The 16,330-nt window shown below is 57.7% G+C and carries 13 protein-coding genes; 6 read left to right on the forward strand and 7 right to left on the reverse strand.

The genetic code is table 11. The features are described from left to right. The first annotated feature begins 107 nt into the window (after positions 1-107). Complete coding sequence (locus tag M8010_RS02410) at positions 108-1,604, forward strand: hypothetical protein (protein ID WP_250087812.1); 1,497 nt, start codon at positions 108-110, stop codon at positions 1,602-1,604. A gap of 206 nt (positions 1,605-1,810) precedes the next feature. Continuing rightward, on the forward strand, positions 1,811-2,266 hold the full coding sequence (locus tag M8010_RS02415) for a hypothetical protein (RefSeq protein WP_250087822.1): 456 nt from the start codon (positions 1,811-1,813) through the stop codon (positions 2,264-2,266). On the opposite strand, the gene M8010_RS02420 is transcribed toward M8010_RS02415, so the two are convergent. After that, complete coding sequence (locus M8010_RS02420; protein WP_250090096.1) at positions 2,239-3,144, reverse strand: DMT family transporter; 906 nt, start codon at positions 3,142-3,144, stop codon at positions 2,239-2,241. The two genes, M8010_RS02415 and M8010_RS02420, sit on opposite strands and share 28 nt — an antisense overlap. Before the next feature lie 237 nt (positions 3,145-3,381). Here M8010_RS02420 and M8010_RS02425 point away from each other — a divergent pair, with 237 nt between their 5' ends. Further along, on the forward strand, positions 3,382-4,341 hold the full coding sequence (locus M8010_RS02425; RefSeq protein WP_250087830.1) for a LysR substrate-binding domain-containing protein: 960 nt from the start codon (positions 3,382-3,384) through the stop codon (positions 4,339-4,341). A gap of 156 nt (positions 4,342-4,497) precedes the next feature. Here the strand turns inward: M8010_RS02425 and M8010_RS02430 are convergent, their stop codons facing one another. Continuing rightward, positions 4,498-7,005: an acyl-CoA dehydrogenase gene (locus M8010_RS02430; protein WP_250087831.1), complete on the reverse strand. Its 2,508-nt coding sequence runs from the start codon at positions 7,003-7,005 to the stop codon at positions 4,498-4,500. A 238-nt stretch (positions 7,006-7,243) separates the two neighbouring features. On the opposite strand from M8010_RS02430, the gene M8010_RS02435 reads away from it, so the two are divergent. After that, positions 7,244-8,887: a methyl-accepting chemotaxis protein gene (locus M8010_RS02435; protein ID WP_250087833.1), complete on the forward strand. Its 1,644-nt coding sequence runs from the start codon at positions 7,244-7,246 to the stop codon at positions 8,885-8,887. Here the strand turns inward: M8010_RS02435 and M8010_RS02440 are convergent. Together M8010_RS02440 and M8010_RS02445 are read right to left on the reverse strand one after the other, a co-directional pair. Further along, complete coding sequence (locus M8010_RS02440) at positions 8,877-9,767, reverse strand: prenyltransferase (protein ID WP_250087835.1); 891 nt, start codon at positions 9,765-9,767, stop codon at positions 8,877-8,879. The two genes, M8010_RS02435 and M8010_RS02440, sit on opposite strands and share 11 nt — an antisense overlap. Beyond that, positions 9,760-10,647, reverse strand: coding sequence for an AEC family transporter (locus M8010_RS02445; protein ID WP_250087837.1), 888 nt, complete (start codon positions 10,645-10,647; stop codon positions 9,760-9,762). The genes M8010_RS02440 and M8010_RS02445 overlap by 8 nt, the downstream gene beginning before the upstream one ends. Before the next feature lie 116 nt (positions 10,648-10,763). On the opposite strand from M8010_RS02445, the gene M8010_RS02450 reads away from it, so the two are divergent. After that, complete coding sequence (locus M8010_RS02450) at positions 10,764-11,945, forward strand: MalY/PatB family protein (protein WP_250087839.1); 1,182 nt, start codon at positions 10,764-10,766, stop codon at positions 11,943-11,945. 14 nt (positions 11,946-11,959) lie between these two features. Here the strand turns inward: M8010_RS02450 and M8010_RS02455 are convergent, their stop codons facing one another. Next, positions 11,960-12,883: a DMT family transporter gene (locus tag M8010_RS02455; protein ID WP_250087846.1), complete on the reverse strand. Its 924-nt coding sequence runs from the start codon at positions 12,881-12,883 to the stop codon at positions 11,960-11,962. A 56-nt stretch (positions 12,884-12,939) separates the two neighbouring features. Next, a complete protein-coding gene (locus M8010_RS02460; RefSeq protein ID WP_250087849.1) occupies positions 12,940-14,211 on the reverse strand; it encodes a succinylglutamate desuccinylase/aspartoacylase family protein in 1,272 nt (423 codons plus the stop codon). 221 nt (positions 14,212-14,432) lie between these two features. Here M8010_RS02460 and M8010_RS02465 point away from each other — a divergent pair, with 221 nt between their 5' ends. Next, on the forward strand, positions 14,433-14,591 hold the full coding sequence (locus M8010_RS02465) for a YqaE/Pmp3 family membrane protein (RefSeq protein ID WP_250087857.1): 159 nt from the start codon (positions 14,433-14,435) through the stop codon (positions 14,589-14,591). Between the two features lie 37 nt (positions 14,592-14,628). On the opposite strand, the gene M8010_RS02470 is transcribed toward M8010_RS02465, so the two are convergent. Then, a complete protein-coding gene (locus M8010_RS02470; protein ID WP_250087866.1) occupies positions 14,629-16,266 on the reverse strand; it encodes an MBL fold metallo-hydrolase in 1,638 nt (545 codons plus the stop codon). Positions 16,267-16,330: the final 64 nt, after the last annotated feature.

The following is a 16,330-nucleotide window of genomic DNA, read 5'->3' on the forward strand; positions in this document are numbered from 1 at the left end:
TCCCCATACCTCAAATGGGCCATGCGCCCGACAACCGCTGTTGATAGCTTGATCCCGAATGCCTTCCACTGAGGGCGCAGTTCCATTCCAGTATCAGGAGGTTTCGGATGGACAGTGGGTTTCAAAAAATCGACAACAAGAATGACCGTTGGGGCGTCATGGCGCTGATTGTGGCAGCCAGCATGGCTTTTACTGCCTGTGGCGGCGGTGGTGGAGGCGGGTCTGGTGACGGTACGGCTTCTGCGGAGAATCGCGATTATCCGGGCAGTATCGTCGGTGAGCGCATCGAGTTTACGGTTACCGAAGCCGGTGCCAACAGTGTGGCAGAGGGGCTTACGGTAGTTTACGACTTCTCGTCCGATGGCCAGGTTCAGGGCACCAACCCGGAAACCGGCCAGGTTCTGACACCAGTACGCTACGAATACACACCCGAGGGGCGCAATGCCTCTATCCGCCTTTATTACGAGTACGACAATGGCGGTGCGGGCTATGAGGATTACGATCTCGTTGCCGGCGACTCGATTCTGCAGGGTACCTACGACTATGAGGCTGTTGTCACCTCCGGTGGGTGTTGTGGTGGCGGCGCGAAAGGCAATTACCGCATTATTCCGCCAAATAACGTATCGTTTTACAGGGCTGAAAACGCCGCAGAACTGTCTGAAGATGCGGCATCGATTCTTCAGCAAATGACTCGGCGGAATGATCTTGCGTCAGTGAGCATGGAGCTTCCTCGTAACGCGTACGTTGCCATCGATAGCAACGGCGAGCTTGTCGCGGATACCAGCCTTAAAACGAGGAACGTTCTGACGCCGGGCGGTTTTAGCGAAGACCAGACAGTCACCCTGCCGTTCCCCCCGTCCGGCAAATTCCAGGAAGCTGCAATTGGCAAATTATTGGGTGGGGCGCTCAGTGAAAATGGTGAGTACTTGATCTGGAGCGGGGAGTCCAATCTTGATCCTCGCGAAGACGATCTGCTGCCAGCGCCGGTCCATAGCATTGTAGATGGCTCTCAAGGAAAAATCGTTATTGCCGGCCCGGATCGCCAACCGAAAAATGTGTGTGTGAAGTTTGACACCAGCAACTGTTTTGACCGCGACAATCTGGACCAATTTAACATTCAGGATGTCGATCGCGCTGCAATCAGTAACCGGTCCTTCTTCTATACCGATATTAATAATCGGATGCTGCGTGTCGCTGACGTGAACCTGTCTCGATTTCCCTCTGAAGAGGTAGCGCAGATCCCCGCCGGCCTGGATCCGATCGCGAAATTCAAGGTTTGGCAGTCCAGGTTTGTCGTTGCTATCACCATAAACGGTGATGTTGTGGCCTGGGACTGGGAAGGCAATTACCTGGATGTACCTGAAGCAGCGAGTAATAACGTGATAGATGTTTCTGTCGGTATCAGCCCTGATTTTGATACCGGTAACGCGAAATACGATGTTGCAGTCGTCCGCGAGGACGGTGTCGGTGTCATCTGGACGTATAACTGGAACGATCGGTCTGTGAGCGATGTGCGTACACCTGACGATGCACGCGACTCGGAAGGCGTAGTGGTCACCCCCTATCGAGGCCACTTCCTGTTCCTCAAGACATCTGGCAGCTGATGGACTCCGGCCTGGAGGGAGGCGAAACCCTTCAGGCCGGTTTATGAGAATTTGTGTCAGTTAAGGCCGGATCGCGTAAAAGAAATGCAAAGCAGGCTCTGATCGCCTGACATCTCCCGCCAATCCCGTAATCTGAATCCAGGGAGTACCCACAAAGTGTCTGCGGGTACTGATATCCGGGATCTGAGAAGATCGGGAGAAGAACGATGAAAAAGTTTCTGATCGGCAGTTGCCTGATCGGCCTGATGATGGCCGCGACACCCGCCATGGCGGATTCCTACAAGCGTCAGGATCACAAGGCCGGGTACCACCAGAAAGTGGACCAGGGAAAAGGCGCGCCTCAGCATAAGAAACTGTTGTCGGCGCAGCACCGCGACAAGCATGCCTACCATGGACACCGTGACCGCAAGCATGGTTACCGGGACCGCGATCATGGCTGGCATCAAAAGCACTACAACAAGCGCCATCACGGCTGGAAGCACAAGAAATATCAGAAGCGTAAACACGGGTACCATGGCCATAAGCGCCACTGGAACAAGAGCCGTTATCACCACAGAAATGACCATGGCTCCCGTTATCGTTTCCGCTACAACAGCGGTTCCTATCCAATGGATTACCGGGTGTTGCAGGGTGCTCAACTGCTCATCGAAGTGACGCGCTGAGTATCCGGGTTAAAACCCCTGGCCGGCGCCCTTGCGCGGCGCCGGCTCTGCAGTCCGATCAGTATCAGTGGCACCACAATCATGGTGCTGCCCGCCAGGAACCACAGATCTGGCACTTCTGAAAACCATATCCAGCCAATGCCTACCGCCCAGATCAGCCCGGTGTATTCAGCGCTGGTGACCTGGTTGGCATCCACCTGCCGATAGGCCAGCAATACGGTGATGTTGTAACCGAGGATAAACAGGGCGGAACCCAGAGCACTGACCAGTATGGAACTGTCCCAGGCGGCGCCTTCCCAAAGGGCCAGGGCACCGGCGGCGGGTATGATCAGCACGTAGTTCAGCAACAGCTTGTGGACCGTGGATTGCTCCCGGGGCAGCTTGCGCACCATGACGGCGTTGATGGCCAGGGCAAAGGCAGAGGCCAGAGCGGCGATGGCGGCCCAATTGAATTCCATTGGCCGCAGGATAACGATGATACCGCCGAAGCCACTGAATACGGCGAATACGCTCAATGGGGTGAGCTTTTCGCGGAAGATTATGACGGACAGCACCATCACCAGTATTGGTGCGGCATAGAATACGGCATTGGCGGTGGCCAGTGGCAGGTTGGCGAGGGCAACGACCATGCAGAGGATGCCAACGAGATGGACGTGCGCGCGCACGGCGTGAACCTTGAAGCCGGAGAACAGGTGCTTGCGGTTCAGTTGGCCTGCCAGCGGTAGCAAAAGCAGCAGGGTGATGACGCAGCGCAGGAAGGCAAACTGGAATATGGGGGCGCCGGGTTCCAGCAGTTTGATGAAGACGTCGCTAATCAATGCCATGGCGTTGCCAATCACCAGCAGTAGGATTGCGCTGTTTATGGTTTTGCCTGACATTAGACTCCCCTTGAACTCTTTGATATCCGGCTTCGGAGCATTCGCCGAGCGGGTAGACCTCTCCAAAACACGCTCCTTCGGCACATCCATGTGACGCTCGGGCTCCGCCATCCATGGCTCCGCACGGTTTTGGAGAGGTCTACCCGCTCAGCTCCCCGACCTTTGTGATAGCATTCTATGCCTGTGCTAATATCCGATAAAATGATCTTTAAACAAAAGGTATTAGAAAAATAGATAATGAAGCTTCCACCTCTGAGATCACTGCCCGTATTCGAGGCCGTTGCGCGGTTGAACAGTTTTTCGCTGGCGGCCGAGGAGCTGGCTGTTAGTCAGAGTGCGGTCAGTCATCAGATCAAACTGCTGGAAACCTACCTGGGCGAGAAGCTGTTCTGGCGTAGTGGGCGGACGCTGACGCTGACTGATGAGGGGCGGCAGTATCTGGATGGTGTGGGGTCGGCGTTGTTGCAGATTGAGCGGGTCAGTGAGCAATTGCTGGGGCACGAGGAGTCGCGGTTGCGGCTGTCGGTGTTCAGTTCCTTTGCGGTGCGCTGGCTGGCGCCAAGGTTGCCGGACCTGCAGAGGCTGCATCCGCAACTGGAGCTGTCGCTGGAGATGAGCAGCGAGAACCCGACGTTGTCCGATCGTGTGGCAGATTGTTTTATCACCATCAAGCCCGCGTCGGCAGCGTTCAGTTATGACCTGTTGTATACCGAGCGGCTGTTTCCGGTGTGCAGCCAGGATTACTGGCAGCGGATTCGTCGTGAGCTGGGGCTGGATGAGGTCAATGCTGATCCTGATTCGGTGTCGTTAACGCCGGAGATGGTGGCACAGTTTCCGTTGCTGTCTACCCACAGTATCTACGACAAGCAGGGGGGTGACTGGGAGGCCTGGTATCAAGAGGCTGGCCTGAAGCTGCCCGCTTCAAGCCGGTTGCTGCATTCCAGCCATATGCTGTTGTCTCTGGAGGCGGCGCGTTTCCATCAGGGCATCGCCCTGACCAACGATTACATGCTCAGCACACGAAAGGATTCCGGGGATTTCGTCCGTTTACCCTGCCACTCGGTTATGACCGGCGATAAGTTCTACTTCGCCTGGAAAACCAGCCGCCGGAGAGAAAAGGGAATTCAACTGCTGCGGCGATGGTTAGTGGACGAAGCCATCCACAGCGGCTTAAGAAATAAAGATGAAGCTACCTGATTGCTAGGGCGCTTGGCTGGGCGGAGCCTCCCGAAACTGTGCGGAGCCATGGATGGCGGAGCCCAAGCGTCACAAGGATGTGCCGAAGGAGCGTGTTTTGGGAGGCTCCGTCCAGCCAAACGCTCCTCTCAAAGTTTCAGGCCACCTATTGAAGGGCTATTCCTCGTCTCGAGGTGGACGCTCCACTACCGTGCGCTTGCCCTTGGCGCATCGTGACAGCGCCTTCAGACCATCGGGTTCAAAGGCATCGACGCGGATGACGTCATAGAGTGCCTCCAGCGCCTCCAGCAGCTTGTCGCACTCTTCGCCTTTCACAACACCCTGGTCGCAGGCCCAGTCCACCAATTCCTTGCGCTGATGACCCATCAGCAGGTCAATACCACCCAACTCATCTTCATCCCGGTTGCGCAGGGCCTCGTGCAGCCGTTCGCGCATTTCACGGGTCTCATTGGCCAGCCGGTAGGCGTTCAGCACCCGGCCCAGCGGATCATCAGGGTCGGTGTTGACGTAACTGCCGCGGCTGATGCGTTGGCGCAGCGGAGTATCCTTGACGATACTCGCGGCAACCTCGGTGCCCAGCTTATCGTCCGGGCCATTCAGGCCGGTAGCACCCAGCGGGAACACCAGCACCCGCAGCGGCCAGCGCAACAGTGGCACCGGGAAGTTGATGATCAGCTCGCGCATGGATGTCTTCAGGTCCCGCAGACTGGTCTGGAGACACCAGTCCACCAGCGGGCGCTGGTCATCCGGGTAGCCTTCCTCGTGCCATTGCTTGATTACCGCCGTGGCGTAATACAGATGCACCAGGCAGTCCGCCATGCGGCCCGACAGCCGCTGGCGAGCCTTGAGGCCGCCGCCGACCGTGAGCAGGGTGACGTCGGTCATCAGCGAAAAGGCTGCCGAGAAGCGGGCAAGCTGGCGGTAACTGGACTGGATATTGCCCTGGCGTGGCACCGGTTCGAGAATACCGCCAGTCAGCGCCAGCAGGAATGACCGCAGTGCATTACGGGTGGTGTGGGCAATGTGGCGATAGAAAATGCCGTCGAACTTTTCAACCGCGGCCTTCTTGTCTTCCATGCCCGCCGCCTCGATTTCCTCGACGATGAACGGGTGGCAGCGGATCGCCCCCTGACCAAACACCATCAGGCTGCGTGTGAGAATGTTGGCGCCCTCAACCGTAATGCCGATAGGCACCGCCTGGTAGGCCCGGGCGAGGAAGTTGCGGGGGCCGGTAATGACACCGCGGCCGGCGACCACGTCCATGGCATGGTTGATCACTGTGCGCATCAGGTCGGTATTGCGGTACTTGAGCACCGCCGAGGGTACTGAGGGCCGCACGCCCCGGTCCAGCATGCCGGAGGTGAGCAATCGTGCGGCATCCATCATGTAGGTGTAGCCGGCGATCGGCTCGAGGGCTTCCTGAACCCCTTCAAACTGACTGATGGAGCGGCCGAACTGCTCCCGTGTCAGGGCGTAGGAGCCGGTCGCCAGGCTGGCGACCTTGCCGGCACCCGTGCCCAGCGCAGGCAGGGAGATGGAGCGGCCGATGGACAGGCATTCCAGCAGCATCTTCCAGCCTTTACCCAGCATGTCCTGGCCACCGATGACCTGGTCCATGGGAATGAAGACGTCATTGCCCCATGTCGGGCCGTTCATGAAGACCGTGTTCATCGGCAAGTGACGGGCACCGGAGTGAACGCCCTCAAGATCCTGGGGAACCATTACGCAGGTCACGCCGATCTCATCGGAATCACCCAACAGTTTGTCCGGGTCGTACACCTTGATGGCCAGGCCAATCAACGTGGCGACGGGGGCCAGTGTTATGTAGCGCTTGTTCCAGGTGATTTTCAGACCCAGTACTTCCTTGCCGTCCCACTGGCCCTTGCAGACAATGCCCTTGTCCGGGATCGCGCCGGCGTCGGAACCGGCTACCGGGGAGGTCAGGGCAAAGCAGGGAATTTCCTCTCCGCCAGCCAGCCGGGGCAGGTAATACTCTTTCTGGGTATCAGTGCCGTACTCCATCAGTAACTCACCCGGCCCCAGGGAGTTAGGCACCATCACGGTCACGGCAGCGGATACGCTGCGAGTGGAAATCTTCATCACGATTTCCGAATGGGCCGTGTGGGAGAAGCCCTTGCCACCCTGCTCCTTCGGGATCATCAGGCCGAAGAAACCGTTCTCGCGGATGAACTTCCAGACCTTGTTGGGCAGGTCATAGTCTTCGTGGGTGATTTTCCAGTCGTCCAGCATGCCGCAGAGCGTTTCCACCGGACCGTCCAGAAACGCCTGCTCTTCACTGGAAAGGTGGGCGGGCCTGGCATCCAGTAGCTTCGACCACTCCGGCTGACCGGAAAACAGCTCGCCATCCCAGTCCACTGTGCCCGAGCGCAACGCTTCGGCCTCTGTATCCGAGAGCTTGGGGAGCCTCCCGCGCACCCAGCCAAGGAGTGGCGTACTTAACTTCTCCCGTCTCAGATCCCCAGGCATTACCAACACCAGGCCCAGAGCCAGCAAGCCACCACCAAATAATATGCTGAGGATGTGCCAGCCATCCTGGAACAGCCCGATAACGGTTGCGATGACAAGAACAGCAGCGGCAGTGGTGCCGCCAATTCCAAGATAAATCAGTACCAACGCACTGAGGAGGAGAAGCAGAACGCTCATGGGCAGATCTCCGTATCGAAATGAAATTCAACCTGAATAGTCTTACCTTCGGCCAAAGCCGGAATGGTTGCAAGCGCATCCGCTGGTAATGCCGGCTAATCGGCACAGAATGTAACAATATGTAGCATTGAAAATAATTGTAAAAGATCACCAATATCCGGCAAACCCATTGATCCGATGTTGCATGAATCATGAATACATAGATTCTTTTTATGATCCTGAACAGCCGGAGTAGATGATGTTCAATAAATTCACTGTCGCCAAGCGACTCACCCTGGGTTTTGGCCTTATTCTTTCGCTGATGGTGCTGGTCAGCCTGATTGGCAATCATCGAGTCGGTTTTATCGACAGCACGCTCACCGAAGTCGGCGATGATGCGGCTGTGAAACAGCGTTACGCCATCAACTTTCGTGGCAGTGTCCATGACCGGGCCATCGCCATCCGCGACGCGGTTCTGGTTCGGGACGACCGGGCTCTGAGAACTCATCTCCAGGATATCCAGCGGTTGAAGGATTTCTACGTGGAATCGGCCAGGCCCATGGACCAGCTGTTCAGGTCGGCCGGAGCCTCTGAGCGTGAACAGCAACTGCTGGCGGATATCAAGGAGATTGAACGCAGTACGCTGGCGTTGACGGATGAATTACTGGAGATGCGTCAGGAAGGACGTATCGACGAAGCCCGGGAATTTTTGCTGGAAGACGTATCTCCCGCCTATACCACCTGGCTTAATCGGATAAACGCGTTCATTGACCATCAGGAAGGCTTTATTACCACCAATGTGGACGCAGTGCGGGAAGCAGCCGGTAACTTTAATAAATTAATCTTTCTGGTCACCGGTATTGCCGTGTTGCTGAGTATTGTTGTGGCGGTGCTTATCATCCGCAAGATCCGTTCGACCCTGGGTGCGGAGCCGGATGACGTGGCAGATGCCATTCGCAGGCTCTCGGATGGCCTCCTTGACCAGGACATCCAGACGAAGTATCCGGACAGCGTTATGGGCGCCCTGAAGGACACGGTGGAGCAACTCGCCGGAATAATCAGCGAAGTCCGCCAATCCGCAATGGAATTGTCCAGGAGCTCATCGGAGTTGTTGTCGACCTCGGACAACAATAACGATCAGATCCGCATCCAGTCCGAGGAAGCGGAGCAGATGGCAACGGCCATCAATCAGATGGCGGCAACGGTGAACGAAGTAGCAGGGTTTGCCTCCAGCGCCGCGACAGCGACAGGCAAGGCTGATCAGGAAGTTGAAACCGGTAACCGGGTGGTGCAGGAAACGGCTGTCGCCATCGGCGAACTGGCAGACACCCTCGAGAAAGCAGCGGTAACCGTGCACCGGGTTTCCGACGACAGCGCCAATATCGAAAAGATCATTGAAGTGATCAACGCCATCGCCGAGCAGACCAACCTGCTGGCGCTGAATGCGGCGATTGAAGCCGCCCGTGCCGGCACCCATGGCCGCGGTTTTGCAGTCGTGGCAGACGAGGTGCGTTCATTGGCAACCCGCACCCAGGATTCCACCCGTGAGATCCAGGAAATGATTGGCAAACTTCAGAACGGTGCCTCGGAAGCGGCGGAAGTGATGGAAACCAGTCGGGACCTGGCAAAAACCACCGTGGAAAAGACCCGTTCGGCGGAGCAGGCGCTAGCTCAGATCCGTCAGGAAGTGGGCGAAATCAATGATATGAACGCTCAGATTGCCAGCGCTGCGGAAGAGCAAAGCAGTGTGGCTGAAGAAGTAAACCGCAACATCAGCCGCATACACGACTCCACTGTGGAAACATCTGCCGGTTCCGAGCAGGTTGCCGGTGCCAGCCGCGATCTTGCCGCCTTGGCAGAGCAGTTAAGTGGCAGGGTCAGTGTGTTTCGGCTTAAAGGCTAAGGCCGCAGATCAGCAGTGCAAGTGTGGCCAGCAGTACGGCAACATTGACGCCAAGGACGGTATTGAGCTGTGAGGGGTTGGTAAGAACCCTCGGTAGCCTCAGGCTTATCCACAGGGCCGCTGGTGCCGGGATCAGGGCAAGTATGCTCCATGCCGGCAGCCAGCCTGCCAATAATCCCGCCACCAGTGCGCCGTAACTGGCCAGCAACATGCACCCCACGAGTCGAGCGGCTGTCGGTTTTCCAAGGGTAATGGCAAGGTGTCGGCGCCCGACTTTGCGGTCGGCATCGGCATCGGGGATCTGGTTAATCAGCAGCAACTCGCTTACCAGTAGCAAGCTGATCAGAGAGAGGATAAGAGCAACGGAATCCAGCCGGGCATCAAGGGCAATCAGGCTGCCCAGTATCATCACCGGGCCGAAGCCCAGTCCCGGCGCCAGCAGGCAAATGAGGGGCGAGCGCGTAATCCAGCGCGTGTAAGTCAGAACCAGCACAACACCAGCACTACCGAGCACCAGCATTGGCAATCCCCGAAGCCAGAGGAAGTACAGCCCGATGGCAATCACCAGGGCGAGCGTTGCGAAAGCGGCAATCAGAACTCTGGTTGCGGCCTCAGGTATTTCTGGAAGCGCTCCGCTGCCTCCGGAGAACGGGGTACGCCGGGTGATCAGGTCGAGGCCAGAGACAAAATCTTCGTATTCGTTGAGCAGGTTGACCGCGGCGTGGGCCAGCAATGCACCCACAAGCACCAGAAGGGTATCCAGCAATGCGGGCGGTTCGCCCTGCTGCCAGGCCAATGCAACGCCAAGCCCCGCACACAGGGGCGCGAGCACCAGAAAATTGGGACGGGAGGCGCGAACGACGGCAATGGTTTCAGACATAGCCTGCCGCAAACACCAGGCCAAGAACGAAGGGCATCACCACAATGCTGCCCAGGTTGCTGATCAGTACCAGTGACGCGACCTTTTCGGGCTCCTGCTGGTATTGCTCCGCCAGCATGTAGTTCAGCACGGCGGATGGCATGGCGGCGAAGACCCACAGGGCGGCCACCTGCAAACCGGGGAGGTCCAGAATCGCAATCATCGGCCAGGCCAGGATCAGTCCCGAGGCGGGGCAGGCAATAGCGCCGAGGATACCCAGTTTCCAGTCACCGAAATCCACATCGAGCATGCGCACCCCCAGGGTAAACAGCATCAGTGGAATACAGACACCGCCGAGCATGTTCAGGGTTTCCAGCAGCCACTGAGGCATGGGCACACCGCCGAAATTGACGGCAAGGCCGGCAATACTGGCCAGAATGACCGGAAGGCGCAGCCTTCTGATGATGGAGGTGTGCGGATCGAGCATATAGATGCCCACGGTGAAGTGCAGCAGCATTTCCACAACAAACAGCACAACGGCTGCCGGCAGGGCTGCCTCGCCGAAGGCTAATACCAGGATCGGAATACCCATGTTGCCGGAGTTGTTGAACATCATCGGCGGCAGGAAGGTTTTCAGGTTCAGGTTCAGGACTCTGGCCACGGGGTAGAGAACGATGCCAGAGCCCAGTACCACCACCGAAGCCGCCAGCGCCAGGCTGGTATACTCCTGCAGTGGGGCCTGCTGGTCTGCCAGTACCGCAAACACCAGCATGGGCACAAACAGCTCCATGTTGAGGGTGTTCAGACCCTGAATATCGGGTGTGCGGTAGCGACCATAAAGAGCACCACAGCCGGCGATCAGAAATACCGGCAACATCGTGGACAGGATTTGGGCAAGCATTCAAAGGCTCCGTCAGTTTCGCAAGTATTGGCGGTTGCGGGGGGTATCGATCCTGCCCCAGAATGACGTTCGTATCTACCACCCTTAAACCAATATCGTAACAACGGAGGCTTTTCGTGCCAGAATCCTTTGACCGGCTTCTTCGGCGGGAAAATACCTGCTCGGTAAAGTTTGATGCCCGTAAAGCAGTATTTGGCCGCGAGGATGTGATTCCGCTGTGGGTGGCGGATATGGATTTTCCGGCACCGGAGGCGGTTACGCAAGCTCTGGAAGATCGGGCGAGGCACCCGGTCTACGGCTATACACTGTTTCCGGAGAGCCTGTACGAGTCCATCATCGACTGGTTCAAAAGCCGCCATGGCTGGACCATCAAGCGTGATTGGTTACTGATGGCACCCGGTGTGGTGCCTTCAATCCATGCAGCGGCCATGGCGTTTGCCGGGAAGGGTGAAGGCATCATTATTCAGCCGCCGGTCTATCCTCCGTTTTTCAGTTCCATTCAGAAAACCGGTCGCGTCGTAATCGAGAGCCCGCTTGAGCTAGTGGATGGCCGCTATCAGATGAACCTTGAGCATCTGGAGGCCTGCGCGGCGCGGGAAGACGCCAGGGTGCTGTTACTGTGTTCACCCCATAATCCCGTGGGCCGTGTATGGACCCAAAGCGAACTGATGGCGGTACTGACGATTGCTCGGCGTCACAACCTGGTGGTTCTCTCGGACGAGATCCACTGTGATCTGACGTATCCGGATGCCTCCGCCCATCAAATGCTGGCAAACCTCGCCCGGGAGGACGACGCACTGGTCACGGCCGTGGCGCCCACTAAAACCTTCAACATGCCCGGGCTGGGCCTGTCGGCGCTGGTGGTGGCAAATGCAGAGCATCGCAAGGCATTGAAAGACGTGTTCGACGCCATGCACATGATCCAGTGCAACCCGTTCAGCATCGCAGGTTTCGAGGCGGGTTACCGAAACGGTAGCCAGTGGCTCGACCAGCTCATGGGCTACCTACAGGGCAACCGTGATTACGTGATGGGTTACGTTCAGCAGCATCTGCCCGCGATCAAGGTGACGGAACCGGAGGGCACCTATCTGTTGTGGCTGGATTGCCGGGCCCTGGAGATGGACGATTCGGACCTGAAGCGATTCTTCGTGCATCAGGCCGGCATCGGCATGAACCCGGGCATTACCTTCGGGGAAGCGGGGAGTGGATTCATGCGCATGAACATTGGCTGCCCGCGGCAGGTGCTGGAAACGGCACTGAATCAAATCCGGCAGGCATTGGAAGCGCTGCCGGGATAATCCCATTCACGCTTTCAGCGGTATTTGCGGCGAAGCTCGTTGGTGCGCGTGGCCAGGAAAAGGCCGGCGAGGATCAGCAGGCCACCGACAATGTGGAATACGCCCAGTCGTTCACCGAGGAAAATGCCCGCCAGCACCGACGCGAAAACCGGCGTCAGATACATGAAGATGGCGGCTTTCGCCGGGCCGATCCGGTGCACGCCGTGGTTCCAGAACCCGTAGGCCAGAATACCGGGGAAGATCGCAAAATACATCATTGGCAGGGCAGTGGAACGGTTCAGCTCAAACCCGCCCGAGAAAAACAGCAGGTCCACCAGGTAAAACGGCAATATCACCATGGTGCCGCAGGCAATCTGAACCGTCAGGAAGGTTAATGGTGGCAGGGGCACCGCCTGACGGCGTAACAGCACCGAAAACAGGCCCCAGCTGAATACCGCCAGCACCATGATAAGGTCCCCGGGCTGTGCCTGCAGGCCCGTGAGTACGGAAATATCCCCCCGGGCGACAACCGCCAGAATACCCAGAACCGCAAGCGCAATACCCAGGGCCTGTACCGGGCGGGTTCGGTCACCCAGCAGTATCCACGCCAGCAACGCCACCATAATGGGGATGGTGGCGTTGATCAGGGCAATATTGGTGGCCGTGGTGGTCACGGCAGCAAAATAGAGCAGTGAGTTGAAAGCACCCACGCTGAAGGTGGCGAGGGCCAGTATCGACAGCCAGTACTGACGAATCAATTGGCGCTGACGCCAGACTCCCGGTAAGCCAAAGGGCAACAGAATCGCCAGCGCTATAACCCAGCGCCAGAATGACATGGACAGTGGCGGAATCTCCCCCACCACGCCTTTGGCAACAACCGCATTACCAGCCCAGAATAGCGGAGTCAGAACCAGGCCCGTGTAGGCCAGCCACAATGGTTTGGAGGTTTCTGAAGTCACACCGGCTCCTGTCAGAATTCTTCGCCCCTGACGAATTTCAGGGATCCGACAGGGTACTACTCTCCCGGTACTTTTGCCTCTGTACCAACGTGGTAGGCTGCAAAGCCAGCCATGACGACCTGGTCCACCGCCATTCCGATAATCCGGCCATCGCTTCTCGCCCGGATCGGGTGTTGTTTATTGGTAATCGGGTCCGAGACGTAGCCGAGAATTTCCCCTTCGCCGACCTTGTCGCCAAGCTTGATTTCACTGAACAGTATGCCGCCGTGTTCGGCTCGCACCCATTCCGAGTCGTAATACACCGGCTCCGGATCACCCCAGACGAACATCCTCGAAATCATGCCTTCCTTGTCCATCAGGCTGGTCAGGCTGTTTACGCCGGCTTTTATCTGATGCTCCTGAATTCGCAGCGATTCGCCCGCTTCCATGGTGACCGCACGGATGCCGGCATCAATCGCGGCGTAGCGAAGCATGCCGGAACTGCCGGTGCTGTGGACCACGGCCATACGGTCAAACCCGCGGGTAAGCTCCGCTACCTCGGGGTTATTCATATCAGCCCTTAATTGGGGCAAGTTGGTACGTTTGAGCGATCCGGTGTGGATATCCACCAGCATATCGCAATGGCGAATCACGCTTTCAAACAGCGAGTGCGCGATGCGGTCTGCCAGGCTGCCATCGGTGCTGCCCGGAAAATGCCGGTTCAGGTCGCGGCGGTCCGGCAGGTAGCGGCTGCCTTGCTGAAAACCGGGCAGATTAACAATCGGCACACCGATAACACGGCCTGACAGTTTATCGGGCTCCAGGTCATACATGGTGCGGCGAATGATTTCTATACCGTTGAGCTCATCGCCGTGCACCGCTCCGGTCAGACACAGGTTGGGGCCGGGTTTGGTACCATTGACTACCAGCACCGGTGTCGGTTGAGACAGCCCGGCAATCTGTATGGCCGGTGACCAGGACAGGCGGGTGGCCGTTCCCGGTGGTACTTCCGAGCCCAGCAGCTCAAGGCTTGAGGCTTCTTCTGTGCGCTCGGTTTGGTCGGGTTCTTCAGGCTGTTCTGGGGCGTCAGGCGCGGTTGCAGTGATTTTCTCACTTTCCGCCACCGGCTCGTGTGGTTCCTGTTCAGGTTTTCGTCCTGATGACTGCAGGGGTTCGGAGTGTTCAACGTCTTCAACACTTTCGTCCTTGGCGAGCTCGGCAACGAGGACTTCCTGCTTTTCAGAATGACTCGACTGCTCCGCGTTGGCAGCCGGCAGGGCTACCAGACTGCCGCAGAGTGTGGAAATCAGGCCAGCGCGAAACAGGTCTGTTAGCCAGCGGTACAACATAGTTCCTCTCAGGTTGTTGGCCAGTCGGGGCCTGGTGCCCGGAATGTGTAAGGCGGCACAAGGATAGAGGCCCCAAAGTTCCATGAATACGCCTGTGACAAAGTTTTAATGCCACTTTCATGAATTCTTTGTGTATTTCCGCAAAATGGCCTATTCATTGAGGCGACAGGACGCATATTACGGTTCTGTACCCGTTATACGTCTGAAAGGGAGTTAACTGTATGGATCTTTTGCGAGTTTTGATTGCGATTTTGTTACCGCCCCTGGGTGTATTTTTACAAGTGGGGATAGGCAAGCATTTCTGGATCAACATCCTGTTGACCCTTCTTGGTTATATTCCGGGTATCGTCCACGCTGTCTATATCATCGCCAAAAAGTAACCCGCCCCTCCCACGGGGCATCGAAGCCCCGCCGGGCTCAGGTATGCGAAGTGGCGTGCCAGGTTTCGCCCTCCCTGGCCGCCCTGCCGTCCGCTTCCAGCTTCAGCAGGTGCGCCAGTGCTGATCGTGCAGCGACACCATGGATGGCCGCGGGAACGTCATCGTACGCTTCGGCCGTCAGATCCCTGAGGCTGGCGGTGGTCAGGGTTTTCAATACCTTCGCCACCTTGTGCTCCCGGGCCAGCCTGTGGGTGATGAGATAATCGATCACCGCTTCAGGATGTCCCATCAGGAAACCGTGTGCGGGGGCGATGTAGCGAACCGGCTCGTCCAGCAGATCATAAAGGGATTCCAGATAGGCCTTCATATCCCCGTCCGGGGGATTAATAACCACCGTGGACCCCTGCATGATGTGATCGCCGGAAAACAGCAGCTCCTGCTCCAGAAGCACGTAACACAAGTGATTGGAGGCGTGCCCGGGTGTGTGGAGTACTTTCAGGGTGCCTGCGTCAGTCTGGATCAGGTCACCGTGCGCCGGCTCGTCATCAGGCGCAAACGTCCGGTCCTGAGCAGCGCCTTCAGGCGCCGGCCAGCCATAAACACGACAACCGGTGCTGGCTTTGAGTGCCGCCACGCCCGGGGAGTGGTCCTGATGGGTGTGGGTGACCACCACCTTGTCGATCGCCCCACCTGTCACCTCCAGAATCCGCTCAATGTGAGTTGCTTTATCCGGGCCCGGATCCAGCACGGTGAAGCGTTTGTGCCCCAGCACGTAGGTATTGGTGCCAGGGCCGGTCATCATTCCCGGATTGGGCGCCGTCAATCGCACCACACCGGCAGCCACCTCCACCGGTTCGCCGGGAACAATCTCCGCTTGGGTTGAGCCTTCGCCTTCAGGGTCCAGCTTCGCTGCCTCGTCATAAGCCGGCGCCCCGGGCTCCAGCATCACCGGCTTGCCCTTCTTCACCGCCGGCCAAGGCTTGCTGGGATAGGGTTCAGGGGGATTAGCATGGGCGTAGCGCATCAGCGACTCGGTAGTGTCAAAATCACTCAGAATCCGCAACGTGCGAATGGTAGGCAGCCCCAACAGACGCCGCCCACAACGATGATCTTCCAACGCCTGCGATGGGCTGATCCAGACATGGTCAATCGTCTCCACCCCGTCGTGGCTGGCAAGCTGGTCGTCAGGTGCGACGGTCACGAAAAACCGCGTATCAAACCGCCGCGGAGGCCCTGGCGGTGTTATCCAGTGGCCGAGATAAGCCAGCCGGTCCAACGGAATCGACAATTTGTGCCGCTGGCACAGTTCCGACAGCGTCAGCTCGCCCCGGAACAGCGCATCCCGATCGTCATGAACCGGATGATCGGTGGCAACCGGTTGGTCCTGCTTGTCCAGTGCCAACAGAACGCCGGCTTCCTCAAAACATTCGCGCACTGCTGCCAGCATATAATCAGCCCCGCCCTCATCCAGACTCATGGTCTGACTGATATCGCTATCACCCCGCCCGATGGCATGAACCCGCCCACCGATGTCCTGCTCGTCCACGGAACCACCGGGAAATACGAAGAAACCGGGCATAAATACCGCTTCCCAGGTCCGCTGCAATAGCAGCACTTGTAGACCTTCGGCAGTGTCTCTTGTCAGAACCAGCGTCGCAGCAGGGCGAATATCCATAAAGCATCCGTTGTATTTGTATGTTCGTGCGCGTCAAAATTTGAGGCGGGGATTGGGATAGCTC

The sequence above is a fragment of the Marinobacter sp. ATCH36 genome (assembly GCF_023555055.1).
Classification (GTDB): Bacteria; Pseudomonadota; Gammaproteobacteria; order Pseudomonadales; family Oleiphilaceae; genus Marinobacter.